Annotated in this window: 20 protein-coding genes; 10 read left to right on the top strand and 10 right to left on the bottom strand. The window is 62.3% G+C overall.

Features of this window, described 5'->3' with window-relative positions; all coding sequences use genetic code 11:
- Window positions 1–64: 64 nt before the first annotated feature.
- The 8 genes from VOI21_RS04200 to VOI21_RS04165 all read right to left on the bottom strand — a co-directional run bounded on the left by VOI21_RS04200 (window position 65) and on the right by VOI21_RS04165 (window position 7,529).
- Complete coding sequence (locus VOI21_RS04200) at window positions 65–1,591, bottom strand: cryptochrome/photolyase family protein (protein ID WP_323767991.1); 1,527 nt, start codon at window positions 1,589–1,591, stop codon at window positions 65–67.
- A complete protein-coding gene (locus tag VOI21_RS04195) occupies window positions 1,585–2,250 on the bottom strand; it encodes an SDR family NAD(P)-dependent oxidoreductase (RefSeq protein WP_323767990.1) in 666 nt (221 codons plus the stop codon). The genes VOI21_RS04200 and VOI21_RS04195 overlap by 7 nt, the downstream gene beginning before the upstream one ends.
- Before the next feature lie 31 nt (window positions 2,251–2,281).
- On the bottom strand, window positions 2,282–3,355 hold the full coding sequence (modC, locus tag VOI21_RS04190) for a molybdenum ABC transporter ATP-binding protein (protein ID WP_323767988.1): 1,074 nt from the start codon (window positions 3,353–3,355) through the stop codon (window positions 2,282–2,284).
- Window positions 3,355–4,047 carry a molybdate ABC transporter permease subunit gene (modB, locus tag VOI21_RS04185; protein WP_323767986.1) on the bottom strand — a complete coding sequence of 231 codons (693 nt, stop codon included), beginning with the start codon at window positions 4,045–4,047 and terminating at the stop codon, window positions 3,355–3,357. The genes modC and modB overlap by 1 nt, the downstream gene beginning before the upstream one ends.
- Window positions 4,048–4,050: 3 nt before the next feature.
- Window positions 4,051–4,803, bottom strand: a complete 753-nt coding sequence (gene modA / locus VOI21_RS04180) for a molybdate ABC transporter substrate-binding protein (protein ID WP_416358949.1) — start codon at window positions 4,801–4,803, stop codon at window positions 4,051–4,053.
- A gap of 155 nt (window positions 4,804–4,958) precedes the next feature.
- Window positions 4,959–5,822, bottom strand: coding sequence for a sugar phosphate isomerase/epimerase family protein (locus VOI21_RS04175; protein ID WP_323767984.1), 864 nt, complete (start codon window positions 5,820–5,822; stop codon window positions 4,959–4,961).
- Window positions 5,819–6,721 carry an NAD(P)-dependent oxidoreductase gene (locus VOI21_RS04170; protein ID WP_323767982.1) on the bottom strand — a complete coding sequence of 301 codons (903 nt, stop codon included), beginning with the start codon at window positions 6,719–6,721 and terminating at the stop codon, window positions 5,819–5,821. Before VOI21_RS04170 ends, VOI21_RS04175 begins: the two co-directional genes overlap by 4 nt.
- Before the next feature lie 61 nt (window positions 6,722–6,782).
- Window positions 6,783–7,529, bottom strand: a complete 747-nt coding sequence (locus VOI21_RS04165) for an HpcH/HpaI aldolase family protein (RefSeq protein WP_323767980.1) — start codon at window positions 7,527–7,529, stop codon at window positions 6,783–6,785.
- A gap of 94 nt (window positions 7,530–7,623) precedes the next feature.
- Between VOI21_RS04165 and VOI21_RS04160 the strand changes: the two genes are divergently transcribed.
- The 7 genes from VOI21_RS04160 to VOI21_RS04130 all read left to right on the top strand — a co-directional run bounded on the left by VOI21_RS04160 (window position 7,624) and on the right by VOI21_RS04130 (window position 15,038).
- Window positions 7,624–8,658: an NAD-dependent epimerase/dehydratase family protein gene (locus tag VOI21_RS04160; RefSeq protein WP_323767978.1), complete on the top strand. Its 1,035-nt coding sequence runs from the start codon at window positions 7,624–7,626 to the stop codon at window positions 8,656–8,658.
- Between the two features lie 409 nt (window positions 8,659–9,067).
- The gene (locus tag VOI21_RS04155; protein WP_323767976.1) at window positions 9,068–11,932 is read left to right on the top strand and encodes a monovalent cation/H+ antiporter subunit A; all 2,865 of its coding nucleotides are present in this window, start codon (window positions 9,068–9,070) and stop codon (window positions 11,930–11,932) included.
- A 1-nt stretch (window position 11,933) separates the two neighbouring features.
- Window positions 11,934–12,284: a Na+/H+ antiporter subunit C gene (locus tag VOI21_RS04150; RefSeq protein WP_323767974.1), complete on the top strand. Its 351-nt coding sequence runs from the start codon at window positions 11,934–11,936 to the stop codon at window positions 12,282–12,284.
- The gene (locus VOI21_RS04145) at window positions 12,281–13,876 is read left to right on the top strand and encodes a monovalent cation/H+ antiporter subunit D (RefSeq protein WP_323767972.1); all 1,596 of its coding nucleotides are present in this window, start codon (window positions 12,281–12,283) and stop codon (window positions 13,874–13,876) included. Before VOI21_RS04150 ends, VOI21_RS04145 begins: the two co-directional genes overlap by 4 nt.
- Window positions 13,877–13,879: 3 nt before the next feature.
- Complete coding sequence (locus tag VOI21_RS04140; RefSeq protein WP_323767970.1) at window positions 13,880–14,371, top strand: Na+/H+ antiporter subunit E; 492 nt, start codon at window positions 13,880–13,882, stop codon at window positions 14,369–14,371.
- Window positions 14,368–14,637 carry a K+/H+ antiporter subunit F gene (locus VOI21_RS04135; RefSeq protein WP_323767968.1) on the top strand — a complete coding sequence of 90 codons (270 nt, stop codon included), beginning with the start codon at window positions 14,368–14,370 and terminating at the stop codon, window positions 14,635–14,637. Before VOI21_RS04140 ends, VOI21_RS04135 begins: the two co-directional genes overlap by 4 nt.
- On the top strand, window positions 14,634–15,038 hold the full coding sequence (locus tag VOI21_RS04130; RefSeq protein ID WP_323767966.1) for a Na+/H+ antiporter subunit G: 405 nt from the start codon (window positions 14,634–14,636) through the stop codon (window positions 15,036–15,038). Before VOI21_RS04135 ends, VOI21_RS04130 begins: the two co-directional genes overlap by 4 nt.
- A gap of 72 nt (window positions 15,039–15,110) precedes the next feature.
- Here VOI21_RS04130 and VOI21_RS04125 read toward each other — a convergent pair whose 3' ends face one another.
- Window positions 15,111–17,312, bottom strand: coding sequence for an NADP-dependent isocitrate dehydrogenase (locus VOI21_RS04125; RefSeq protein WP_323767964.1), 2,202 nt, complete (start codon window positions 17,310–17,312; stop codon window positions 15,111–15,113).
- Window positions 17,313–17,539: 227 nt separating this feature from the next.
- On the bottom strand, window positions 17,540–19,834 hold the full coding sequence (locus VOI21_RS04120; RefSeq protein WP_323767962.1) for an arginine/lysine/ornithine decarboxylase: 2,295 nt from the start codon (window positions 19,832–19,834) through the stop codon (window positions 17,540–17,542).
- Between the two features lie 320 nt (window positions 19,835–20,154).
- Between VOI21_RS04120 and VOI21_RS04115 the strand changes: the two genes are divergently transcribed.
- Genes VOI21_RS04115 through VOI21_RS04105 form a run of 3 tightly spaced genes read left to right on the top strand, consistent with a single transcriptional unit; the run spans window position 20,155 to window position 24,299 of the window.
- Window positions 20,155–20,853 (top strand): response regulator transcription factor, encoded by a 699-nt coding sequence (locus VOI21_RS04115; protein WP_323767960.1) that lies wholly within the window; start codon window positions 20,155–20,157, stop codon window positions 20,851–20,853.
- 42 nt (window positions 20,854–20,895) lie between these two features.
- Window positions 20,896–22,080 (top strand): FIST N-terminal domain-containing protein, encoded by a 1,185-nt coding sequence (locus tag VOI21_RS04110; RefSeq protein WP_323767958.1) that lies wholly within the window; start codon window positions 20,896–20,898, stop codon window positions 22,078–22,080.
- Complete coding sequence (locus VOI21_RS04105) at window positions 22,077–24,299, top strand: PAS-domain containing protein (RefSeq protein WP_323767957.1); 2,223 nt, start codon at window positions 22,077–22,079, stop codon at window positions 24,297–24,299. Before VOI21_RS04110 ends, VOI21_RS04105 begins: the two co-directional genes overlap by 4 nt.
- Window positions 24,300–24,309: the final 10 nt, after the last annotated feature.

Genomic DNA, 24,309 nt, shown 5'->3' with positions numbered 1-24,309 from the left:
GGCTTTGCGCCATCGTCCCGGCGCGGGCGATGGCGCGTCACATCCTCAGGTTTCAGGTCACACCTCAGACCTGTTCGCCCGCGTCCATCCGGTCAAGAAAGCCCTGCGCCTCTTTCAGAATGGTTTCGCGCTTGTCCGCATCCATCCGATCAAAGGTCCGGTACATCTGCGCCATCCGCGGATTACCCTCAAACCGGTCGCGGTGCCGGTCCATGAAATGCCAATAAAGCAGGTTGAACGGACAGGCCTGCTCACCCGTCTTTTTCGTCACTGAATAAGCGCAATGCTTGCAGTGGTCCGACATCTTGTTGATATAATTTCCTGAGGAAACATACGGCTTTGACGCGATGATCCCACCATCGGCGAACTGGCTCATCCCCACGGTATTGGGTGCCTCGACCCATTCGAAGGCGTCGATGTAGACGCTCAGATACCACTCGTGCAGCGCGCTCGGATCAATGCCCGCCAGCAGGCCAAAGTTTCCGGTCACCATCAGCCGCTGGATGTGATGGGCATAGGCCTCATACCGTGTCTGGGCCACCGCCTTGGCCACACAGCGCATCCCCGTCTCTGCCCCCCAATACAGGCTGGGCAATTTTCGCTTATGATTCAGCTTGTTCCGGGTTGGATAGTCAGGACCTTCGCGAAAATAGATGCCGCGCACATACTCACGCCAACCGATGACCTGCCGGATGAACCCCTCTGCCGCGTTGATCGGCACGTCACCTTGTCCGTATGCCTTTTCAACCGCTTGACAGACTTCAAGCGGGTTCAGAAGCCCGATGTTGATGTAGGCCGACAAGAGCGAGTGATAGAGAAAACGGTCCCCGTCCAGCATCGCGTCCTGATAATCACCAAAGCGCGGCAGGGCATGGTCCACAAAATGGCTCAGCGCCTGTAACGCCTGATCCCGATCCGTTGCAAAGCCAAAGGGCCGCAACGCGCCGAAGTTATCAGAAAACCACGTCTCGACGAGGTCCAGAACCTCTTGAGTCGCATCATCCGGTGCGAACTGGATCGGGGCGTGCGACACCTCATCCCGCGCCGGTTTGCGGTTGTCGTGGTCAAAGTTCCACTGTCCACCAACAGGCGCGTCGCCCTCCATCAGCAGGCCGGTCTTGCGCCGCATGTCGCGATAGAAATACTCCATCCGCAGCGCCTTGCGCCCCTCGGCCCACTGGTCGAATTCCGCGTGCGAAGCGATAAAGCGATCATCCTCAACCAGCCGCACCTTCAGCGGGCAATGCTGTAAGGCATTGATCAGACGCCATTCACCGGGTTCGGTGGCAATCACCTCGGACGCGCCGGTATCCTCGGCGCGCCGCAACAACTCTCCGCAGATCGACCCGGCGTTTTCGGGATCGTCCAGCCGCGTATAGCGAACGTCCCAGCCATCCTCATGCAACCGAACGGCAAACTTGCGCATTGCGGCAAATACCAGCGCGATCTTCTTGGGGTGGTGCGGGACGTACCCGGCCTCATCCGCGACCTCGGCCATGACCACCACATCGTGCACCTTGTCCGCCGCTTTCAGCGACGCCAGACCCTCGGTCAACTGGTCGCCCAGCACCAGAACCAAGCGGCTCACCACGGTATCTCCCGCCCGGCATAGTCCAGAAACTTCCCGGAGTCCTCGGCACTTAAACCCCGACACACCGCGACCAACCGTTCAGCCGCGTGATCCGCTGTGACCGTTGGATAGCGACTGGCGTACTTTTCGGTGAACGCCGTCTCAACCGTGCCGGGGTGCAGGCAGACGCAGGCCAAGTGCCGATGCGTTCGCGCCAGTTCGACCGACGCGGTATGGATCAACTGGTTCACGCCCGCCTTGGCCGCGCGATAGCTGAACCAGCCACCCAGCCGGTTGTCGCCGATGGACCCGACCCGCGCGGACAGCACCGCAAAGGCCGCAGGCCGGTCCCGTGGCAGCAGGTGCTGCGCGTGCTTCAACACCATCACCGGCCCTACGGCATTCAAAAGGTACTGATCCATCAGGGCCTTGGCATCGACGGCCTTGAGTGTCTTCTCCGGCTCTGCTCCGCCGATCTCCAACGCGCCGGTTGCGACGAAGATCAGGTCAAAAGGTCCCTCCAGCGCGCTCAATGCGCTGCGCACCTTGTCCTCATCCGTCACGTCGAACCCGTCGCGCGACCGCGACAGGCCGGTCACGACTACCCCATCGGCCCGCAACCGCGCGGCCACTGCCGCGCCGATCCCGCCGCTGTCGCCTATGATCAATGCGTTTTCCATGGACCGTCAGTTAGCGGCCCCGGACCATGCTTCAAGCGCCACCAACGTCCTCTCGTGCAATCGCCACTGTCTTGACCACGGCATAACAGGCCACACCGGGGGCCAAGCCCAATGCCTCTGCCGACCGCCGCGTGACCCGCGCCAGAACCCGGCCCGCAGGCGTGTCCAGTGACACCAGCGCGCCCGGTCCCTCACCCTCGCGGATGGAATCCACCGTGCCGGGCAGGATATTGAGCGCCGACAGCCCCTCTGGCCTGCCGCGCGACAGGATCACCTCCTGCGCCGCGATCCGCACCCGCAGAGGCGCGCCAATGTCCTGACCGACACGCGGCAGAAACAGTTGCACCCCACCGGCATCCAGCTCTGTCAGGCCATCCTCATGATGCGCCGCAACCCGCGCCTCAAGCACCGCGCCGACGGCTCGAATGCCCGCTGGCGTCACGTCGGGATCGCTCAGGACCTCTGACGCGGTCCCCTGACGCACCACGCGCCCGTTTTGCAGCACAACCACCGTTGTCGCCAACCGCGCCACCTCTGCCGCCGAGTGACTGACATACAGGATCGGACAGCGCGCCTCATCCCGGAGCCGTTCGAAATAGGGCAGGATTTCCGCCTTGCGCGCTTCATCCAGCGCCGCCAGCGGCTCATCCGCAAGGATCAGACCGGGATCAGCCAAGAGCGCCCGCCCGATGGCAACCCGCTGCTTTTCCCCGCCCGAGAGCGCGCCCGGACGACGGTCCAACAACGCGCCCAGACCCAGCATCTCGACCACCGGTTCCAGCGGCAGGTGACTCCGTGAGAACCAGCGCCCATAAAGCAAGTTTTGCCGCACCGACAGATGCGGAAACAGCCGCCCCTCCTGAAAGATGTAGCCAAGCCCGCGCCGGTTCGGCGGCAGCCAGACCCCCTGCGCGGTGTCGCCAAGCACCCGGTCTCCGACGCAGACGCGCCCCATGTCGGGCCGCATCAACCCGGCCACCGCGTTGATCACGCTGGTCTTGCCAGAGCCGGACCGCCCGAACAGCACCGTCAGCCCCTGCGGCACGTCAAAGCGCGCGTCCAGCGTGAAGTCCCCCAGCCGGTGACGGACGGCAACCTCCAGCATCACGCGCCTCCGACCCGTGCCGCGACCCGGCGCGACACCCATTCCGACAGCAAAAGCGCCAGCATCGCCACGGCGACAGCCACCAAAACCAGCCGCAGGGCCGAGGACTCGCCCCCCGGCACCTGAAGGAACGCGTAGATGGCGGACGGCAGGGTCTGCGTCTGGCCGGGGATGTTGGAAACAAAGGTGATTGTCGCGCCAAATTCGCCCATCGCCTTGGCGAAGGCCAGAATGCTGCCAGCCAGCACGCCCGGCAACACCATGGGCAACGTCACCGTCGCAAAAACCCAGACACGCGACGCGCCCAGCGTCGCTGCGGCCTGTTCCAGCTTCGGATCAACCGCCTCGATCGACAGCCGGATGGCGCGGACCATCAAGGGAAAGCCCATAATCCCCGCAGCCAGCGCCGCGCCGGTCCAGTGAAAGGCAAAACCGATCCCAATTGATTGCAGAAATTCCCCCACAGGGGCGCGCGGTGAGAACGTCAGCAAGAGCAGATAGCCCGTCACCACCGGCGGCAAGATCAGCGGCAGGTGCACCAACCCGTTGAGCACCTGCTTGCCCGGAAAACGCCACCGCGCCAGCGCATAGGCCACGAACACCCCGAAAGGTAGCGCCACCAGCGTCGCCCAGAAAGAGACCCGGAGCGACAGCCGCACCGCCTCCCATTCCGCCGGGCTGAGCCACTCCATTCGTCAGTTATCCAGCACGGCAAAGCCATGCGCCTGAAAAGTCGTCCGCGCCTCTGGACCTTGCAGATAGGTCAGGAAAGCGGCGGCCACGTCCTCGCGGCCGGCCACGGCGGCGACGGGATAGCGGATAGGCGGGTGGCTGTCCTCAGGGAAAAAAGCCAGCGCATCCACTTGCGGATCGGCCTGCGCGTCGGTGGCATAGACGATGCCCAGCGGCACCTGCCCCAATGAAACCAGCGCCAAGGCCGCGCGCACATTGTCAGCCTGCGCAACACGGGATTCGACCGACGCCCACAACCCCAGCGATTCCAGCGCCGCCTTGCCGTAGATGCCCGCAGGCACCGCCTCGACCAAAGCCATCGCCAGCCGCCCCTCGCCCAGCAGGCCCATCAGATCAAGGTCAGGCCCAATTTCGACATGCGTCGCCCCCATTGGCCCTGCCAGAACCAGCCGGTTGCCCAGCAGATCAACCCGCGTTCCCGAGGCGATCAGCCCGCCGCTTTGCAGAAAATCCATCCAGTCGGTGTTCGCCAGAAAGACCACATCCGCAGGCGCGCCCAGTTGCACCTGCCGCGCCAGTGCGGACGACCCGGCATAGGACAACACCACCTCACCGCCATAGCCGTCGGCCACCTCATCCAGCGCGGTCTTGAGACTAGCGGCGGCAAAAACCGTCACCGGCTCTGCCATAGCAGGCCGTGCCAACAGCCCCAGTAAAAGCATGCCACGCAGGATATATCGCAGGGTCAGCATCATAGGGTGGAATTATCTGGCACGGCGCGCCCCCGTCCACCAGTGCGCAGACGAAAAAATCATCGCCAAGCCCGCCACTCCGGCGCGACCTCCGGCCTTCTTCTCTGTTCAAATACCTTCGGGAGAATCGTCCCAAAGGGCGACGGGGACAGCGCCCCTTACCCGAACAAGCCTTTGAACAGCCCGACATTCTGTCGAAACCCTGCCTCAAAATCGCCGTTACCGGGATGATAAACGCTTTCGAACGAAACGACGCCGTCATAGCCGTCGTCCCTCAGCGCCTTGGCCAGTTTTGGATACTGGTCAGAAAGCTGCCCTTGCCCCATGGGCCGCACCTCCAGCGTGGCCTTGGGTGTGTCGACCTTCACATCCTTGATGTGGATGTGCCCGATATACCCATCGCGCGCCGTCTCATACCCGTCCGGAAGGCAGGGTTCATGACACCAAAGGTTGTTGGCCGGGTCCCAAAGGATCTGCAGCACATCCTTTGCCCCAAGATCGTCGATCAGCTTGCGCGCGGTCCAGTTGGAGTTGACCATTGTGCCATTTCCGGTCTCCACCACCAACGTCAGCCCGGCATCCCGCGCCACCTCTACGGCGGGCGCGATCAAAGGCAACATCGCATCCCATGCGCCATGCGCGACATTCCATGTCTCGGCCCCGTTCAGCCCCCACAGGATCTGCTCTTTCTTCGGCGTCATGATCCGCACAAGGGGTGAGCCCACAACATGGGCCATCTCGACCACACGCTTTAGCGCATCCATGTGGGACTGATGCAGGGCGTCACCCGGCACGTTCTCTTTTGTCATGCCCGCGAAGATGTGTCGTGACAGGCAACAGACCGGGTGACCATGGGCGCGCAAAAGCGTATCAATTTCGCGCACTTGGGCCGGTGTGTGGTCGCCCACCTCGGCGTCCCAGATGAACTGCAACTCGGCGTATTCGATGCCGAATTCATCCATCACTTCGACGGTGTGCGCCAGATCGCGGCTGATCCCGTCACAGATGACCCCCAGTTTCATTTCGCCGCTTTCCGGTGCAGTTCCGCGCCGACGATCTCCTCTATCACGCGGGTACAGATCCAGTTGTCGCCGTTCGGGTATTTTGTGCGACCAGCGGTAAATATCTGCATCGCGGCGGCGGCTGTGTGCAGCGGCACGCCCAGTTCCTCACCCAGCGCCATCGAGATCGTCAGATCTTTGTGCATGGTGTTGATGTGGCTGCCAGTGCCTTCGAACTGGCGATCAATGATCTTTTCCAGCGCATTGTTCACCACCCCACACCCGCCGGAAGAGGTTGAGAAGACATCCAAAATCACTTGCCCCGGCACCCCCGCCTTGGCCGCCAGAGCCGCTGCCTCGAATGTGGCGGAGAACATCGCGCCCAGCAGCGATTGCAGGCACGCCTTGACCGTCTGCCCCTCTCCAATCACCTCGCCGACGCGGTGGATATTGGCGCTGACGGCCTCCATCACCGGGGCACATGCGTCCAGCAGGTCCGGCGCGCCCGCCGCCATCATGGTCAGCGTGCCGCCCTGCGCGCCGGGGTAGCCGCCTGACACCGGACTGTCGATCATACGCAGCCCCGTGCCATTCAGCGCCGCGCCGATCTCACGCGCGTCCGCCGGTTTGATCGTTGCGGTCAGGATCACTGTACCGCCGGGGGCCATCGTCTCCAGCAGGCCGCCCTTGCCAAGGATAACATCCCTGACCTCTGCGCCCGTCATCACCATGACGTAGACGACGTCCGACGCGGCCCCTACCTCTGCGCCGTTCTGCATTGGCGTCCCGCCAAGATCCGCCAGCGCCGCAGTGCGCGCCGGGATCAGGTCAAAGCCGGACGTCGGGAATCCGGCTTTGACTAGGTTCTTTGCAAGGCCCGAGCCCATGTCGCCCAGTCCGATCACACCACAACGCATCATCCTCTCCTCCCACGCGGTTTTTCAGCCACCTTACCGGGGAGACGCTGTGGCGCGAGAAAAATCAGGTCAGTGTCAGGCCCCGGCGCAGCGCGATCAGGTCAAGATCCTGAGCGATAAAAGCGACGCCCGCGTCGATGGCCTTTTGCCCTAGCCCGGCATCCATGGTCAGCAAACCGGCGGGTTTGCCTGCGGCCGAAATGCGTTTGATTCCGTCGACCACCGCAGCCTGCACCTCGGGGTGCGACGGCTGGCCATGATACCCCATCGAGGCTGCCAGATCGGCGGGGCCGATGAACAGCCCGTCGATTCCCGGCACGTCGGCAATGGCCTCGATCTCTGCCAGCGCCTCGACGGTTTCGACCTGAACGATCAGGCACAATTCGTCGCGTGCCGTCGCGTGGTAGCGTTCCACAAGACCAAAGCCGCTGGCCCGCGTCATACCCGCCACGCCGCGAATGCCCTCCGGCGGATAGGCCACGGCCGCTGCCGCCTCTGCCGCCTCATCGGCATTCTGCACATAAGGAATAACCAACGTCTGCGCACCGATATCCAGCAGCCGCTTGATCTCGGGCGCGTTCAGCGAGGCAGGCCGAGCCAGCGCAGAGACTGGATAGGGGGCCACCGCCTGCAACATCGGCAGTACGCGGATCGGGTCCATCGGCGAATGCTCACAATCGAAAAGCATCCAGTCATAGCCGCAAGTGGCCATCATTTCCGCCGCCAGCGGGTCCGCGATGCTGCACCAGAGTCCACGCTGCAGTCGCCCCTCAAGAATCGCCGCCTTAAAGGTGTTCTTCTTCAATTCCATTCTCGTGCCCCTCCGCTGTTTGGCCGGACACTAGACGCAACCGACACGATCAGGCAAACGGCTAGTTGTACCTCGAAAGCAAAGGGAAGCCCCCATGCCTACCGCCCTTATCACCGGCTCTGCGGGCTTCATCGGCTATCACGTTGCGGCGCGCCTGCTGAATGAGGGCTGGCGGGTGATCGGTCTGGACGCGATGACCGACTATTACGACGTCGGCCTGAAAGAGTCGCGCCATGCCCGTTTGGCTCCCTTGGGGGACTTTGTCGCCGAGACGGGCCGCGTCGAGGACCCCGGACGCATGGCTGACTTGTTCAAGCGCGAAACCCCCGAAGTGGTCATCCACCTCGCCGCACAGGCCGGGGTGCGTTATTCGATCGAAAACCCGCGTTCCTACCTCGAATCCAACATCATCGGTACATTCGAGATATTGGAGGCCGCCCGTGCCGATCCGCCGCGCCACCTGCTGATGGCCTCGACCTCTTCGGCGTACGGCGCAAACACACAGATGCCGTACCATGAGACGGACCGGGCCGACTACCAGATGTCGTTTTACGCAGCGACCAAGAAATCCACCGAAGCGATGGCCCACAGCTATGCGCATCTCTACGGGTTGCCGACCACCATGTTCCGCTTTTTCACCGTCTACGGCCCGTGGGGCCGCCCGGACATGGCGTTGTTCAAGTTCACGGACGCAATCCTGCGCGGTGCCCCTATCGACGTGTACAATTTCGGCGATATGAGCCGCGATTTCACCTACATCGACGATTTGGTCGAAGGTATCCGCCTATTGATGGATGCGGTGCCAGAGCGGCCAGAAGGCGGCGTTGTGCCAGATGGCGACAGCCTGTCGCCGGTCGCGCCCTACCGCGTCGTGAACATCGGAAACTCTGAGCCGGTGCAACTGACCACCTTTATCGAGGCCATCGAAGCCGCCACCGGGTTGACCGCGCAACGCAACCTGATGCCGATGCAGCCCGGCGATGTGCCCGCCACATGGGCGGATGCGGCGCTGTTGAAGTCGCTGACCGGCTACACACCCGCGACACCGGTCCATGAGGGCGTCGCGCGCTTTGTCGACTGGTATCGCGGGTACTATCTGCGAAACAGTTCCGATCCACTGGTCCCTTAGACAGGGGCGAGACATGCCCTGCCCGCTAGAAACCATCGGGCAAAACGGGTCTGGCGAAGGCTTGTGGCCCTAAGCTGACCAGAAAAATCAGCTTTGACCTTGCAGTGCCCCCCTTTGATCCCACTATATTCAAGTGGGACCGCGCCGGTCAGGCGCGAAAAGGGGAGAGACACCGCATCTTGACGGACCAGAGGATCATATCGACCCCCGGCCTGTCGTGGGGCATGACGCGGCTTTTCCGCTTTTGCCCCTGCGGATTGCGTGACCCGTGGTGCGCCGCACCGGGTCTTTGAGCCCGGCCTGCCGCCTTTGCTCCTGCGGCAATGCCCCGCCGTTTGCGGAAACAGCGTTGCATTCTGCCCGGGCTTTTCGCAATAAACCTCAATTTTCTGACCCTGCGGAGACGTGAATGACCTCTGAGAGCAGTTTTCTGCCCATCATCGCGCTATTGCCTTTCCTTGGCGCGCTGGTTCCCGGTGTCATGATCCGGGCGGGGCGCACCGCCACCGCCACTTTCACCGCCGTTCCCACCGTGCTGGCCCTTGTGATGCTGGGGGTTCTGGCCCCGGGCGTGATGAACGGCACCGTTTACACCTTCAGCATCCCGTGGCTGCCGCAACTGGGGCTGGAGGCGGCGTTCTTCCTTGACGGTCTGGGGCTGATGTTCGCCTGCATGATCCTTGGCGTTGGCCTGCTGATCACGCTTTATGCCCGCTACTACCTTTCGGGTGAGGATCCTGTTGGGCAGTTCTACACTTACCTGCTGCTGTTTCAGGGCGCGATGCTGGGCATCGTGATCTCCGACAACATCCTGCTTTTGCTGATCTTCTGGGAGCTGACCTCGCTGTCGTCCTTCCTGCTGATCGGCTATTGGAAGCACCTGCCAGAGGGCCGCCAGGGCGCCCGCATGGCACTGACCGTGACCGGCGCAGGCGGCCTTGCCATGATCGGCGGAATGCTGATCCTTGGCGACATCGCGGGCAGCTATAATCTGACCGATATTCTGGCGGCGGGCGATCTGATCAAGGCATCCGATTGGTACACGCCCGCCGTCATCCTGATCCTGCTGGGCGCTTTCACCAAATCGGCACAGTTTCCGTTCCACTCCTGGCTACCACACGCGATGGCGGCACCCACGCCGGTGTCGGCCTATCTGCATTCGGCCACTATGGTGAAGGCGGGCGTCTTCCTGATGGCCCGGATGTGGCCCGCTCTTTCGGGGACGGAACTGTGGTTCTACGCGGTTGCCACAACCGGGCTGGTCACCATGGTGATCGCCGCCGTGATCGCGCTGTTCAAGGATGACCTGAAGGGGCTTTTGGCTTTCTCGACCGTCTCACACCTTGGCCTGCTGACCATGCTGCTGGGTTTCGGCACAGAGGCGGCGGCGATCGCGGCCGTGTTCCACATCCTCAACCACCTCACCTTCAAGGCGGCGCTGTTCATGACCGCCGGGATCATCGATCATGAGGCGCACACCCGCGACATCAAGCGACTGGGCGGATTGGCGACGCTGATGCCGATCACAGCTGTAATCGGCGTGATTGCGGCGCTGTCTATGGCCGGAATCCCGTTGTTCAACGGGTTCCTGTCCAAGGAACTGATGCTAGAGGAAGCCTCGCACACCTATTGGTGGGAAAACCCGTGGATCGTGCCCGCACTGGCCACGCTCGGCGCTCTGTTCTCTGTCGCCTATTCATTCCGCTTCATCTTTCACGTCTTCGGCGGACCGGTGCGCGACGACTATCCGCACAAACCGCATGATCCGCCAATGGGCATGTGGCTGTCGCCCGCCTTTCTCTGCATCTTTGTCGTGCTGATCGGCGTCGCGCCGTTCCTTGCGGAACCGGTGGTCAATATGGCCGCCAGTGCCGTCACCGGCCATACCACCCACGCGCACTTGAAAATCTGGCACGGAGTCACGCCTGCGCTGTACATGTCGGGACTTGCGATTGCCGGGGGTGCCGTTCTGCTGCTGCTGCACCGTCCGCTGGACGCCGCGTGGATCAAGGCCGGACCGTTCTACGCCAAATCCGCGTTTGATGCCGTCATTGCGGGCTGCGTTGCGCTCAGCCGTGTCATCTCTGAGACGTTGCACAATGGCGCGATCAGCCGCTATCTGGCGATCTTCACAGCAGCCACGGTCACGGCGGGCTACATGGCCTTCCTTGGTGGTGGCCTCGCACCGCCCACCAGAGAGCTGTTACCGATTGCCCCGGTCTTTGCCGTGGGCTGGGTGCTGCTGGTCTGCGCGACCGGAGTCGTCGTGTTTCAGCACCACATGCGGTATCGCGCGCTGGTGGTGATCGGGGTGATCGGTCTGATGATCTCCTTCGGGTTTGTCTATCTCTCGGCCCCCGACCTTGCGCTGACGCAGATCTCTGTCGAGACGGTGACGATCATGTTGCTGCTGCTGGCGCTGCATTTCCTGCCAAAAACGACCCCGGCGGAAAAAGACACGCCGCGCCGCCTGCTGGACGGGACCGTGGCGCTGGCGGCGGGGATCGGTGTGGCGACGCTGGCCTTTGCCTTCATGACCCGCGATATGGACAGCATCTCGCATTATCACCTTGCCAATTCGTATAAAGAGGGCGGCGGCACCAACGTGGTCAACGTGATCCTTGTCGACTTCCGGGGCTATGACACCTACGGCGAGATCATCGTTCTGGGCATCGCCGGACTGGTGATCTTTGCCATGATGGAGGCGCTGCTGAGCGGACCTGCGGGCGCGCGTCTGCGCAATTCGGGCTACAACTTTGACCGCTCGCACGATCGGCACCCGCTGATGATGGTGGTCTCGACCCGCGTGATGATGCCCATTGCCCTGATGGTCGGCGTCTACATCTTCCTGCGCGGGCACAACCAACCGGGCGGCGGCTTTGTCGCCGGGCTGGTGTTCTCTATCGCGCTGTTGATGCAGTACATGGCCTCTGGCTTTGCCTGGACCATGCGGCGGCAACAATTCGAGTATCACGCGATGATCGGCTGGGGCGTTGTGATCGCCGGGCTGACCGGGGCGGGGGCGTGGCTGTCGGGGACATCCTTCCTGACCTCGGCCTTTGGCTATGTCCACATCCCGCCAATAGAAGAGTTCGAACTGGCCACCGCCGCGCTGTTTGACCTTGGCGTCTTCCTCTGCGTGTTGGGGGCGGTGATGCTGATGCTCTACAGCCTGTCGCGCATGGCGCGTCATGCGGGTGAAACCGTGAACCCAGAACCGCTGGACTACGACCCCTCGCGCCCCGCGAAGATGGTCGAGAAAGGAAGGGCCTGAGATGGAAATCCTTGTCGCTAGCGCAATCGGGGTTCTGACCTCCGGCGGGGTCTACCTGATCCTGAGACTACGCGCCTTTCCGGTGATCCTTGGGCTGTCGCTGTTGTCCTACGCGGTCAACATCTTCCTGGTGTCGACCGGGCGGCTGGCGATCAATGCGCCGCCAATCCTGCAAAAATACGGCGACGCCACCTATACCGACCCGCTGCCGCAGGCGCTGGTGCTGACGGCCATCGTGATCTCTTTCGGGATGACGGCGGTGCTGGTGATGTTCTCACTGGGGGCCTATCTGGAGGCCGGGGATGACACCATCGACATGAAAGACACCGGGACGGAGGACGACGCGGTATGAGCCACTGGATTATCGCCCCTGTTGTCCTGCCAGCTCTTCTGGCACCGCTGATCGGCTATGTCATGCGGCACGACATCGTGCTGGCGCGCGTCGCCTCGGCCGCCGGGACCGTGGCACTGTTCCTCATCGCGCTGGGGTTGGCCTTTTGGGCGGCGGACGGCGGGACGCATGTGTACCGCCTTGGCGACTGGCCCGCGCCTTTTGGCATCGTTCTGGTGCTGGACCGTTTGTCGGCACTCATGGTGCTGCTGACCGCCTCGCTGGCGCTGATCGTGCTTTGGCACGCCATTGCCACGGGATGGGACGCAAAGGGACGGCATTTCCACGCGCTGTTCCAGTTTCAGCTGATGGGCATCTTCGGCGCGTTCCTGACCGGCGACGCCTTTAACCTCTTTGTCTTCTTCGAGGTGCTGCTGATCGCGTCCTACGGCCTGATGGTGCATTCTGGCGGCAAGGTTCGCCTACAGGCGGGGCTGCAATATCTGGTGATGAACCTCGCCGGATCGACGTTGTTCCTGTTTGCGCTGGGGACGATGTACGCCACCACCGGCACGCTCAACATGGCCGATCTGGCGGTCAAGGTGCCGCTGATCCCCGCCGATGAGGGCGCGATGGTGCGGGTGGCGGCGGTGCTGTTGCTGATCGTCTTCATGATCAAGGCGGCGCTGTTTCCGGTGCAGTTCTGGCTGCCCGGCACCTATGCCAATGCACCTGCCCCGGTGGCTGCCCTGTTTGCGATCATGACCAAGGTCGGGGCCTATGCGATTATCCGGCTGCACACGCTGGCCTATGGCCCGCAATCGTCGCCAACCGCCGGGCTGGTCGAGGAATGGCTGTTCCCGGCGGCCATGGTCACCGTCGCATTGGGTGCCATCGGCGTGCTGGCGGCGAAACGGCTGATGCCCTTGCTGTCCTTCTCGGTGATCGGGTCGATGGGAACACTGATGCTGGCCGTCGCACCGCAAGATCCCTACGCGACCGAAACCGCGCTCTACTACCTTGTGCATTCGACCTTCTCTGCCGCAGCCCTGTTCCTGATGGCTGATCTGGTGATCACGCGGCGCGGGACGGATACCCTGTCAGTGCGCCCGCCGCTCTTGCAGAACGGGCTGTTCGCGGCGCTGTTCTTTGCCGGGGCCATCGCGATGGCGGGGATGCCGCCATTGTCGGGATTTCTAGGCAAACTCTTGATCCTTGACGCGCTGCGCGACCCCGATCTGATGCCCTGGGCGTGGAGCGGTATCCTGATCGGCTCGCTGGTGACTATCGTGGGCTTTGCGCGCGCGGGCAGTATGCTGTTCTGGAAATCCACCGCAGCATCGGTGCCCGAGGGGGCCGAACCCATCGACGCCGAACCGCGCCCCGCCCCGGCCACCGCCGCCGAGGTCGGCCCGACCGTGACATTGCTGGCCTTGCTGGCAGCGCTCGCGGTGCTGGCCGGTCCGGCAACAGAGTACATGCGCGCCGCCGGAACCCAGTTGTTTGAGCCGGAAGGTTATATCGACGCGGTTCTTGCCCCGGTTGAAAAACCCGAAGGACTGGACCCGCTCAAGGCAGACGCACCGGACCTACACGCGGAAGAGGAGCACTAGGCCATGCTGAAACGCATCTTTCCCCATCCGCTGCTTAGCCTGACGTTGCTGCTTGTCTGGCTGATGCTGGTGAACAAGGTGACACCCGGCAACGTCCTGCTGGGCGGGTTCCTTGGCATTCTGGTGCCGATCCTGACCTCACCTTACTGGCCCGGACGGCCAGAACTGAAGCGACCGTTCATGACGGTTCCCTATGTGTTGATCGTGCTGTGGGACATTGTGGTCGCCTCTATCCAGGTGGCGCAGATCGTGCTGTTCAAACCACGCGACCAGATCCACTCGCAATGGATTCTGGTGCCGCTGGAACTGACCTCGCCCGAGGCGATTACCGTTCTGGCCGGGACAATAACGATGACCCCCGGCACCGTCTCTGCCCTGCTGGCGGCGGACGGGGCCAGTCTGCTGGTGCACTGCCTGCACACGGATGACCCCGACGGCGTGCGCGATGAGATCAAGACCCGCTACGAGGCCCGGCTGAAGGAGATTTTTGGATGATCACCTACGCGCTTTACTTCACCATGGGGTGTTTCGGGCTGGGCCTGTTGTTCAACCTCTGGCTGGTGATCCGTGGCCCCGGTCAGGCGGACCGGGTTCTGGCTCTGGACACGATGGTCATCAACGTGATCGCGCTGCTGGTCTGCTACGGCATCCTGCAAGGCACGGCAGTCTATTTCGAGGCGTCGATGCTGGTGGCCATGGTCGGCTTTGTCTCGACCGTCGCCTATTGCCGCTTTCTGCTGCGGGGGGACATCATCGAATGACAGAGGCTCCGATGCTGGTAGAAATCGTCGTTTCGTTCTTTCTGGTCGTTGGCGGTGCCTTTGGCCTGATCGGGTCGCTGGGTCTGCTGAAACTCACTGACACGATGCAGCGCCTGCACGCGCCGACCAAGGCGACAACACTGGGTGTGGGCGGCGTGCTGATCGCCTCGATGCTCTTTATGCTGCTGGTGAAAGAGCACCTGTCCTTTCACGAGTTCATGATCACGCTGTTCCTGTTCCTGACTGCGCCGATCGCGACCCTTTTCATCGCGCAGACGCATATTTTGATGAATCTCAAGCGCAGTGACCTGCCCGACACCGGACGAGAGCATAGCTGGTCGATCTATGACGACCCACCGGAACAGGACCCTTCCCCGGAAGACAAGCCAGCCGAAAGCTGAACAGCCAACCCAGAAGACCAAAAAAGCCCGCCGAGTTTCCCCGGCGGGCTTTTTCATGTCGATGTCACCGGCTTAACCGATGATCGCGTTCAACGTGGCCGAGGGGCGCATCACGGATGCGGTTTTGCCAGCATCGCCGTGGTAGTAGCCGCCCAGATCGGCGGGCTTGCCTTGCGCGGCTGCCAGTTCGGACACGATGGCCGCTTCGCCCTCTGCCAGCGCCTTGGCGATGGGTGCGAAATGTGCGGCCAGTTCCGCGTCGTCGGACTGTGCGGCCAGCGCGTCGGCCCAATAGCGGGCAAACCAGTAGTGGCTGTCGCGGTTGTCCGGCTCTCCGACCTTGCGGCTGGGGCTGTGGCCGTTGTCGAGGATGCCCTGCGTCGCGGTCTCGACCGCGTCACCCAGCACCTTTGCCTTGGCATTGCCGCGCGCATCGGCAAGGAACTTGAAACTTTCGCCAAGGGCGCAGAACTCGCCAAGGCTGTCCCAGCGCAGGTGGTTTTCTTCGACCAGCTGCTGCACGTGCTTGGGGGCAGAGCCGCCCGCGCCGGTCTCGAACAGACCGCCGCCGTTCATCAGCTTGACGATGGACAGCATCTTGGCGCTGGTCGCCAGTTCGAGGATCGGGAACAGGTCGGTCAGGTAGTCACGCAGCACGTTGCCGGTGATCGCGATGGTGTTCTCACCCTTGGTGATCGTTTCCAGCGACGCGCGGGTTGCCTCACGCGGGGCCATGATCTCGAACTTGTCGGCCACGCCTTTGGCCTCAAGGATCGGTTTGACCATGGCGATCAGCTGCGCATCGTGCGCGCGGTTAGCATCCAGCCAGAAGATCGAGCGATAGCCGGTCGCTTTCTGCCGTTCGATTGCCAGATTTACCCAGTCCTCGATCGGTGCCTTGCGGGCCGAGGCCGAGCGCCAGATATCGCCTGCTTCGACCTTGTGGGAATGCAGAACGGTGCCATCGTCGAGGATCATCTTGACGGTGCCGTTTGCCGGGATTTCGAAGGTGGTCGGGTGGCTGCCGTATTCCTCGGCCTTCTGCGCCATCAGGCCAAGGTTCTGGACCGTACCGGCGGTGGCGGGGTTCAGCTTGCCGTTGGCTTTGAAGAACTCGATCGCCTCATCGTAGACCGGCGCATAACAGTTGTCGGGGATGACGCAGGTGGTGTCGCCCTCTTTGCCGTCCGGCCCCCAGCCCTTGCCGCCTGCGCGGATCAATGCGGGCATCGAGGCGTCGATGATCACGTCCGAGGGGACATGCAGGTTGGTGATCCCTTTGTCGCTGTCGACCATGTACATTGGCGGGCGCGCGGCGCGAACCTCTTCGATGGCGGCCGTGATCTCTGCGTTGTCCTTGACACGGTTCAGCAGGTCGCCAAGGCCCGAATTCGGGTTGACGCCCAGCGCCTTCATTTCGTCGCCGTACTTTTCAAACACCGGCGCCAGCCATGCCTTGACCGCGTGACCAAAGATGATCGGGTCAGAGACCTTCATCATGGTGGCCTTCATGTGCAGCGAGAATAGCGTGCCGTCGGCTTTCACCTTCTCGATTTCCTCGGCGAGGAAGGTATCCAACACCGATGCCGACATGAAGGTCGCGTCAACGACAGTACCTTCGGGGTAGGACACGCCCTCTTTCAGCACGGTCTTACCCTCGGCCGTTTCCAGCACGATTTTGGCGGTCGCTGCCTTGGGCAGCGTGGCCGAGACTTCGTTGGCAAAGAAATCATCGCCGGGCATCGAGGCAACGCGCGTCTTGCTGTCGGCAGTCCATTCCCCCATGCGGTGCGGGTTGGCTTGGGCGAATTTCTTGACCGCACCGGCGGCGCGACGGTCAGAGTTGCCTTCGCGCAGCACCGGGTTCACGGCGGACCCTTTCAGGGTGTCGTATTTCGCGCGGACAGCTTTTTCTTCGTCCGTCGACGGTGCCTCGGGGTAGTCGGGCAGCGCGTAGCCCTGCGATTGCAGTTCCTTGACGGCGGCAACCAGTTGCGGAACCGAGGCCGAGATGTTCGGCAGCTTGATCACGTTCGCCTCGGGCGTTTTGACCAGCTCGCCCAGTGCGGCCAGATCGTCGGACTGGCGCTGAGCCTCGGTCAGAACCTCGGGGAAGGTCGCGATGATACGACCGGCAAGGCTGATGTCCTTGGTGCCGACTGACACGCCCGCAGCCGTGGCGAATTTCTGAATGATCGGCAGCAGCGAGGCAGACGCCAGTTCCGGCGCTTCGTCAACCTTGGTGTAGATGATGTCGGGAGTCGAATCAGACATGTGTCCGGCCTTTCTGAATATGGGGGCGGGTTTGGCCCCTCCTTAGGCCAAGCAGGCCGTCGCGTCTACAGTATGCAGATGTATACAGTGTCGCATTGCGTCGGTTTTCACAGAACCCGGGCGGACCCGCCATTTGACGGCGATGCGCCCTTTGCGCCCTTCGGGTATGACGGCTCCGCACCACTCCTGCCCTGTCCAGTGCCAAAGCCCTTGGCCCGCACCATCACCTATCCCTCGGCCACACAATCCGCAAAGAATTGCATGTGCCCATTTTCGTCCTTCTCTTGGACGAGGCCGTGGATGTCCGTCTCAAACCCCGGACATTCCCGCGCGAAGGTTCGGTTGAACTTGAGGTATTCGACGATCTTCTTGTTGAAGACCTCGCCGGGGATCAGCAGCGGAATTCCCGGCGGATAGGGGGTGACAAGGCTGGTGGTGATGCGCCCCTCAAGATCATCAATCGGCACCCGCTGGGTGGACCGCGCCGCGATGTGCGAAAACGCATCGGTGGGTTTCATCGCCGGCGTCAGATCGCTGAGGTACATTTCGGTCGACAGGATCGCGACGCCGTATTTCGCATAGAGCGAATGCACATGCTGGCACAGATCGCGCAGGCCCATACCCTCATAATGCGGATGTTTGGCGCAGAACTCTGGCATGCAGCGCCACATGCGCCGGTTCTTGTCGTAGTCATCCTTGAACTGTTGCAACTCTGTCAGCAGCGAGTTCCAGCGCCCCTTGGTGATCCCGATAGTGAACATGATGAAAAAGCTGTAGAGGCCGGTTTTTTCAACCACGACACCGTGCTCGGCCAGATACTTGGTGACAATCGAGGCCGGAATGCCGGTCTCTTCAAACCGTCCGTCAAGGTTCAGCCCCGGCGTGATCACCGTGGATTTGATCGGGTCCAGCATGTTGAAACCGGGTGCCATGTCGCCAAAGGCGTGCCAGGATTCTTCCCCGTCTGAGGACTGCATCCCGTCGGCATCGGTTTTCTTCAGCACCCAGTTGCCGGGGTCGTCAACGCCCTCTTCGTCCAGTTCGTCCGGTCCCCAGACCTGAAACCACCAGTCATCCGCGCCGTATTCGTCATCGACCTTGCGCATGGCGCGGCGGAAATCGAGCGACTCGAGGATGCTTTCCTCAACCAACGCGCGGCCACCCGGGGGCTCCATCATCGCCGCCGCCACATCGCAACTGGCAATGATGCTGTATTGCGGGCTGGTGCTGGTGTGCATCAGATACGCCTCGTTAAAGAGGTGGCGATCCAGCTTGGTATCCTGACTGTCCTGCACCAAAACATGGCTGGCCTGACTGATCCCGGCGAGCAGTTTGTGAATGGATTGCGTGGCATAGGTCACGGAATGGCTGGGCCGCTCGCGCCTGCGCCCCATCGCGTGGAAATTGCCATAGAACGGGTGAAAGGCGGCGTGCGGCAGCCATGCCTCATCGAAATGCAGGTTCTCGACGTAGCCGTCCAGCAGTTCCTTGATGGTCTCTGTGTTGTACAGAACACCGTCATAAGTGGATTGCGTCAGGGTGATGATGCGCGGTTTGACGGTATCGGCATCCACATGCGCCAGCAGCGGGTTGGCGCGGATCTTGTCCTTGATCGCCTCGATCTGGAACTCGGACTTCGGGATCGGGCCGATGATGCCATAGTGGTTGCGCGTCGGCTTCATGAAGACGGGGATGGCCCCGGTCATGATGATGCTGTGCAGGATGGATTTGTGACAGTTGCGGTCCACCACCACTACATCGCCGGGCGCGACGGTGTGATGCCAGACCATCTTGTTAGAGGTGCTGGTGCCATTGGTCACGAAGAAGCAGTGGTCGGCGTTAAAGATGCGGGCAGCATTGCGTTCGGACGCGCCGATGGCGCCGTTGTGGTCCAGCAGTTGGCCCAGCTCCTCGACAGAGTTGCACACATCCGCGCGCAGCATGTTTTCACCGTAGAACTGGTGATACATCTGGCCAATGGGGCTCTTCAGAAAGGCCACGCCACCGGAATGCCCCGGACAATGCCACGAGTATGAGCCGTCTTCGGCGTAGTCCAGCAGAGCCTTGAAGAACGGCGGCTGGATGCCTTCTAGATAGGCCTTGGCGTCGCGGATGATGTGGCGGGCGACAAACTCGGGCGTGTCCTCGAACATGTGGATAAATCCGTGCAGCTCACGCAGGATGTCATTCGGCAAATGGCGGCTGGTCTTGGTTTCCCCGTAAATATAGATCGGCACGTCGGCGTTTTTCCATCGCACTTCCTCGATGAAGTCGCGCAGGTTGACGACCGCTGGGTCAAGGTCGGGACCGGGGGTAAATTCCTCATCGTCGATGGACAGGACAAAGGCACTGGCGCGCGATTGCTGCTGTGCGAACTGCGACAGATCCCCGTAGCTGGTTGTGCCCAGCACCTCAAAGCCTTCGGCCTCAATGGCCTCGGCCACGGCGCGGATGCCAAGGCCAGAGGAGTTGTCAGAACGGAAGTCCTCGTCGATGATGACGATCGGAAAGCGAAATTTCATGGAACACTCCGATAGGGAAACAGGGGGTCGCCTCTTGCAGGCCGATCCTGCGCACCACCAAGTCCCCGCTTTGGTCCCCGTGGTGCAGAACATACAGCCTGAACTGTTCTCAATTGATTTGAGGGCCGTCAAGGGCCGCTTGCCGCATGGCCCGGCTGTTTTCCGGTTTGGCGTCGGCCTTGGGCGGTTGCGCGCCTGCCCGGAAACCTACCCGGTTCGGGCGACCCCTTCTAAGACCTTAGGACAGGTTCGCGGGTCATGGCGCTTTGCTAGGATCGAATGGTATACCAGCAAGGGACAGGTCCATGGGGAGCAGAGTAATGCCACAGAGTGAGCCTCAACGGCATTTCGCGTCCGCGCTGATCGTCGATGACCACCCGTTGTTCTGCGATGCGCTGGCGATGACGCTCAAGACCGTGGCCGGGATCGAGGAGATCGAGACCGCCAGCCTGTTGTCCGATGCGCTGGACGCGCTGGCCGAAGGCGCCGCCCCGGATGTGATCGTGCTGGATCTCAACTTGCCTGACGTGAATGGCCTTGACGGGTTGATCCGGCTCAGGACGGCCGCCGGTGCGACGCCGCTGGTTGTGGTGTCCTCGATGGCCGATAACCGCATGGTCAGTTCGGTAATGCGCGCAGGGGCGAATGGGTTTGTCCCCAAGCACAGCCAACGGGGCGTCTTTCGGCAGGCCTTTGATGCGCTGGCGCGGGATGAGGTGTTCCTGCCAGAGGGGTTTGTCGATGTGGCCGATGCCGGACATCCCGCCAATGCAGGTGAGGACGCGGTGGCGCGTCTGTCCACCCTGACAAACCAGCAGGCGCGCATTCTACAATTGATCTGCGAAGGCAAACTGAACAAACAGATCGCCTATGACCTGTCCATTGCCGAAACCACGGTCAAGGCACATGTCACCGCCATCATGCGCAAGCTGGGGGTCCAGAGCCGCACGCAGGCGGTTCTCATCGCGGGCGAGGCCAGCTTTTCGAACCTCTTGCCAAAGAGCGCGGACACTCCGTAGTCTGTTACAAAACAATAACAGACAACATGGGGAGGAGACCCGATGGACGGACCGCCCTCTCCGTCTGCGGGAGGTGTCGAAAGTGACGCCGTTCTGCGGACTGCCTGCGTCGAATGGGACGCGCCTGACCTGATCGACCAGTTGGAAAAAGGGTTAGGCCAAGGGCCTTTTGCCTTGGTTATGATCTTTTGCAGCCCGTCGGCGGGGTTTCAGAAGCTGATCCGTCAGGCCCAAAGCCGGTTTGGCGCGGCCCCGGTCATGGCCTGCACCACTGCCGGCGAGATCGCCATGGGTGGCGGCTATGCCGAGGATTCGGTGGTGGCCATCGCCTTGCCCGAAGACTGCTTTGAGGCCGAGGTACTGCTATTCGACGATCTCGAAGACCTGCCCGGCCACGAATTGACACAACAGACAATCCGCGCCCGCGCGGCGCTGTCGCAGCGGGCCGCCGAGATGGAGCAGGAGTTTGCCTTTCTCATGGTTGACGGGCTGTCGATGCAGGAGGATCGGCTGGCCTCGGCCCTGACGGCCGGTCTGGGACCGACGCAGTTGTTTGGTGGCTCGGCGGGTGATGGCATCCGGTTTGAACACACCTTCGTGGCGCTGGACGGGGTGTGCCATGAAAAGGCGGCCGTTCTGGCACTGGTGCGTAGCCGCTGCCGCCTGCGGGTGTTCAGCGTGAACCATTTCACGCCAACTGAGTTGCGGATGGTGGTGACGCGCGCCGATCCTTCGCGCCGGCTGGTCTATGAGATCAACGCCGAACCTGCCGCGCGGGAACTGGGCCGTCTGCTGGGCAAGGACCCGAACCAGATCGACACCTTCACCTTTGCCGACAACCCGATGGTGGTGCGTCTCGGCGGCAGCCACCACGTCCGCGCCATCAAGAGGGTGACAGACGGCGGCGCACTGGAGTTCTTTTCGGCCATCGACGAGGGGTTGGTGCTGACGCTGGCAGAAGCGGCGCATATCGTCGACCACCTTGACCAGCAACTTGCCGCGTTGGCCAGGGGCGCCCCACCGGTTGCGATCCTCGCCTGCGATTGCATCCTGCGCCGGATCGAGGCAGAGAAAAAACAGCTCAAACGCCCGCTGAATGAGGTTCTGGCGCGGCACCGCGTCACCGGATTTTCCACTTATGGTGAGCAGATCAACGGCATGCACGTCAACCAGACCATGACCGGCGTCGCCTTTTACGCACCCGAGGTCCCGTGCAAGGACAAATGACCCATTACCTGATCAACCCGGCAGACCCGGTCGAGCGGCAGAACGAAAAGCTGTTGCAGATCAGCGAGGCGCTGATGCGCCGGGTCGAACAGGACACCGATCAGAACGGCGCGGCCTACGCCCAGTTCGAACGCGCCGCCATGCTGGAGGATCAGGTGCGCCAGCGCACCCGCGATCTGGAATACACGCTGGACCTGCTGAACCAGTCCAACGCGGCACTGGCCCGCGCCAAACACGAGGCGGAACACGCGCGCAAGAACCTCGCCAATGCGATCGAAGCGGTGCAAGAAGGCTTTGGCCTGTTCGACCGCGACGACCGGCTGGTGATGTGGAACAGCCGATTCAGCCTGCCGCTGCATGACGTCCAGCCGCGTTTGACCGAAGGACTGCCGTTTGACAGTTATGTGCAGGCCGTCAGCGAGAGCCGGTTCCTGCAACTGCCGCAGATCGTGACCCCGGAACAATGGGCCGAACAGCGCCTGAAGCGGCACAAGGACCTGCACGCGATATTCAACGTAAGCCTGATATGGGACCGCTGGTTGCAGGTGAGCGAGCATCGCACGCCCGACGGCGGGACCGTGGTGTTGCAGACCGACGTGACCGACATCATGCGGCTGGAACGGCAGGAGCGCGGCAAACTGCTGGACAGTCAGGCGCGGATGCTGCGGGCGACGCTGGATCACCTTGATCAGGGGGTTTGCATTTTTGATGCGGATGCCCGGTTGGTTGGCTGGAACGACCGGATCGGCGAGATGCTGTCGGTGCCGATCTCCTCGCTGCGACTGGGGGTGGATTTCGACCGGTTGGTGGATCAGCTGGAACAGCGATTCGATGCGGATACCAAGGGCTCCGAAAGCCTGCGGGTCTGGGCGCATCAGGCTCAGGGTCGCCGTCCCCTGCGGTTTGAGATCCGCGCCGAGCCGGACACCACGCTGGATGTCTTTGCGCAGGAAATGCCCGACCGTGGCTTTGTGATTTCCTTCACCGATGTGTCGGTCGAGCGACAGGCCGCGCGGGCACTGGCCGAGGCCAACGAACTGCTGGAACGGCGGGTGATGGAACGCACGCTGGAACTCGAGGACGCGCTGGTTACGGCGGAACGGGCCAATGCATCCAAATCGCGCTTCGTCGCTGCCGCCAGCCATGACCTGTTGCAACCGTTGTCAGCTGCCAAGCTTTATGTCTCGGCCATCTCCGAAAGCGGCGAGGGCGGTGAGACGGTGCAGGCAGCCGACAAAGCGCTGAGCGCGCTGGGCAGCGTCGAGAATATCATCGACGCGCTGCTGGATATCTCCAAGCTGGATTCAGGCGCGGCCAGTCTGGACATCACGGCGGTGTCGGTGCGCCAGTTGCTGACCGCCTTGCGTGATGAATTTGCGCCAATGGCCGCGCTCAAGGGGTTGGACCTGCGCATTCTCCCGGCCACCGGCAGCGTGGCCAGCGACCCCGGCTTTCTGCGTCGTATCCTGCAGAACCTGATTGCCAATGCCATCCGCTATACCCCAACCGGCCGCGTGCTGGTCGGCACCCGGCGACAAGGCAGTTCGCTGCGGTTCGAGGTCTGGGACACCGGTCCGGGGATCGCCGAGGCCGACCAAGAGAGGATTTTCCGCGAGTTCGAACGGCTGGACCGCAACAGCAGCGTGAACGAGGGGCTGGGGCTGGGCCTTGCCATCGTGGAACGCGCCTGTGCCCAGTTGCGGCATCCGCTGGGCGTGCAATCCGAATTGGGGCGCGGCACACGGTTCTTTTTCAGCGCCCAACGGGTGAACGGTCCGAACGAGGTGCCAACGTTAAAGAAAAGCCCCGCAGCCCGTCAGCGGTTGCGCGACACCGGGTTGATCGTCCTCTTGGTCGAGAATGACAATGAGTTACGCCGCGCGTTGGGTCTGCTGATCGAACGCTGGGGCGGCAGCGTGTTGGACGCCGCCAGCGTCGAAGAAGCCCGCGAGATGTTGCATGAACTGGGTATCCTGCCTGACGCCCTGCTGGTCGATTACAACCTTGGCGAAGGCAAACAGGACGGTCTGGCGATGGTTCGGCAATTGCGCGCGCGGGACAGTCATTTGCCAGCGCGGGTCATGTCGGCGAACCGATCCAACGACCTGCGCCAGTTGTGCGATGCCGCGCAGGTCGAATTGATGACCAAGCCGATCAACACAGAGGACCTCGAGTCGTTTCTCTATGGCGCCGCGCTTGGCACCCTGACAACGCGTTGAGCAGCGCGGG

Origin of the sequence: Antarctobacter sp. (assembly GCF_034670325.1) — a bacterium.
Taxonomy (GTDB): Bacteria; Pseudomonadota; Alphaproteobacteria; order Rhodobacterales; family Rhodobacteraceae; genus Antarctobacter.
The sequence above is the reverse complement of the archived record's forward strand: the minus strand, read 5'-3'. Positions and strand labels throughout refer to the sequence as shown.

Excerpts from the sequence above, each read along its gene's own strand:
- VOI21_RS04195 (WP_323767990.1), bottom strand. The coding sequence starts at position 2,250 with ATGGAAAACGCATTGATCATAGGCGACAGCGGCGGGATCGGCGCGGCA.
- modC (WP_323767988.1), bottom strand. The coding sequence starts at position 3,355 with ATGCTGGAGGTTGCCGTCCGTCACCGGCTGGGGGACTTCACGCTGGAC.
- modB (WP_323767986.1), bottom strand. The coding sequence starts at position 4,047 with ATGGAGTGGCTCAGCCCGGCGGAATGGGAGGCGGTGCGGCTGTCGCTC.
- modA (WP_416358949.1), bottom strand. The coding sequence starts at position 4,803 with ATGATGCTGACCCTGCGATATATCCTGCGTGGCATGCTTTTACTGGGG.
- VOI21_RS04175 (WP_323767984.1), bottom strand. The coding sequence starts at position 5,822 with ATGAAACTGGGGGTCATCTGTGACGGGATCAGCCGCGATCTGGCGCAC.
- VOI21_RS04170 (WP_323767982.1), bottom strand. The coding sequence starts at position 6,721 with ATGATGCGTTGTGGTGTGATCGGACTGGGCGACATGGGCTCGGGCCTT.
- VOI21_RS04165 (WP_323767980.1), bottom strand. The coding sequence starts at position 7,529 with ATGGAATTGAAGAAGAACACCTTTAAGGCGGCGATTCTTGAGGGGCGA.
- VOI21_RS04160 (WP_323767978.1), top strand. The coding sequence starts at position 7,624 with ATGCCTACCGCCCTTATCACCGGCTCTGCGGGCTTCATCGGCTATCAC.
- VOI21_RS04155 (WP_323767976.1), top strand. The coding sequence starts at position 9,068 with ATGACCTCTGAGAGCAGTTTTCTGCCCATCATCGCGCTATTGCCTTTC.
- VOI21_RS04150 (WP_323767974.1), top strand. The coding sequence starts at position 11,934 with ATGGAAATCCTTGTCGCTAGCGCAATCGGGGTTCTGACCTCCGGCGGG.
- VOI21_RS04145 (WP_323767972.1), top strand. The coding sequence starts at position 12,281 with ATGAGCCACTGGATTATCGCCCCTGTTGTCCTGCCAGCTCTTCTGGCA.
- VOI21_RS04140 (WP_323767970.1), top strand. The coding sequence starts at position 13,880 with ATGCTGAAACGCATCTTTCCCCATCCGCTGCTTAGCCTGACGTTGCTG.
- VOI21_RS04135 (WP_323767968.1), top strand. The coding sequence starts at position 14,368 with ATGATCACCTACGCGCTTTACTTCACCATGGGGTGTTTCGGGCTGGGC.
- VOI21_RS04130 (WP_323767966.1), top strand. The coding sequence starts at position 14,634 with ATGACAGAGGCTCCGATGCTGGTAGAAATCGTCGTTTCGTTCTTTCTG.
- VOI21_RS04125 (WP_323767964.1), bottom strand. The coding sequence starts at position 17,312 with ATGTCTGATTCGACTCCCGACATCATCTACACCAAGGTTGACGAAGCG.
- VOI21_RS04120 (WP_323767962.1), bottom strand. The coding sequence starts at position 19,834 with ATGAAATTTCGCTTTCCGATCGTCATCATCGACGAGGACTTCCGTTCT.
- VOI21_RS04115 (WP_323767960.1), top strand. The coding sequence starts at position 20,155 with ATGCCACAGAGTGAGCCTCAACGGCATTTCGCGTCCGCGCTGATCGTC.
- VOI21_RS04110 (WP_323767958.1), top strand. The coding sequence starts at position 20,896 with ATGGACGGACCGCCCTCTCCGTCTGCGGGAGGTGTCGAAAGTGACGCC.
- VOI21_RS04105 (WP_323767957.1), top strand. The coding sequence starts at position 22,077 with ATGACCCATTACCTGATCAACCCGGCAGACCCGGTCGAGCGGCAGAAC.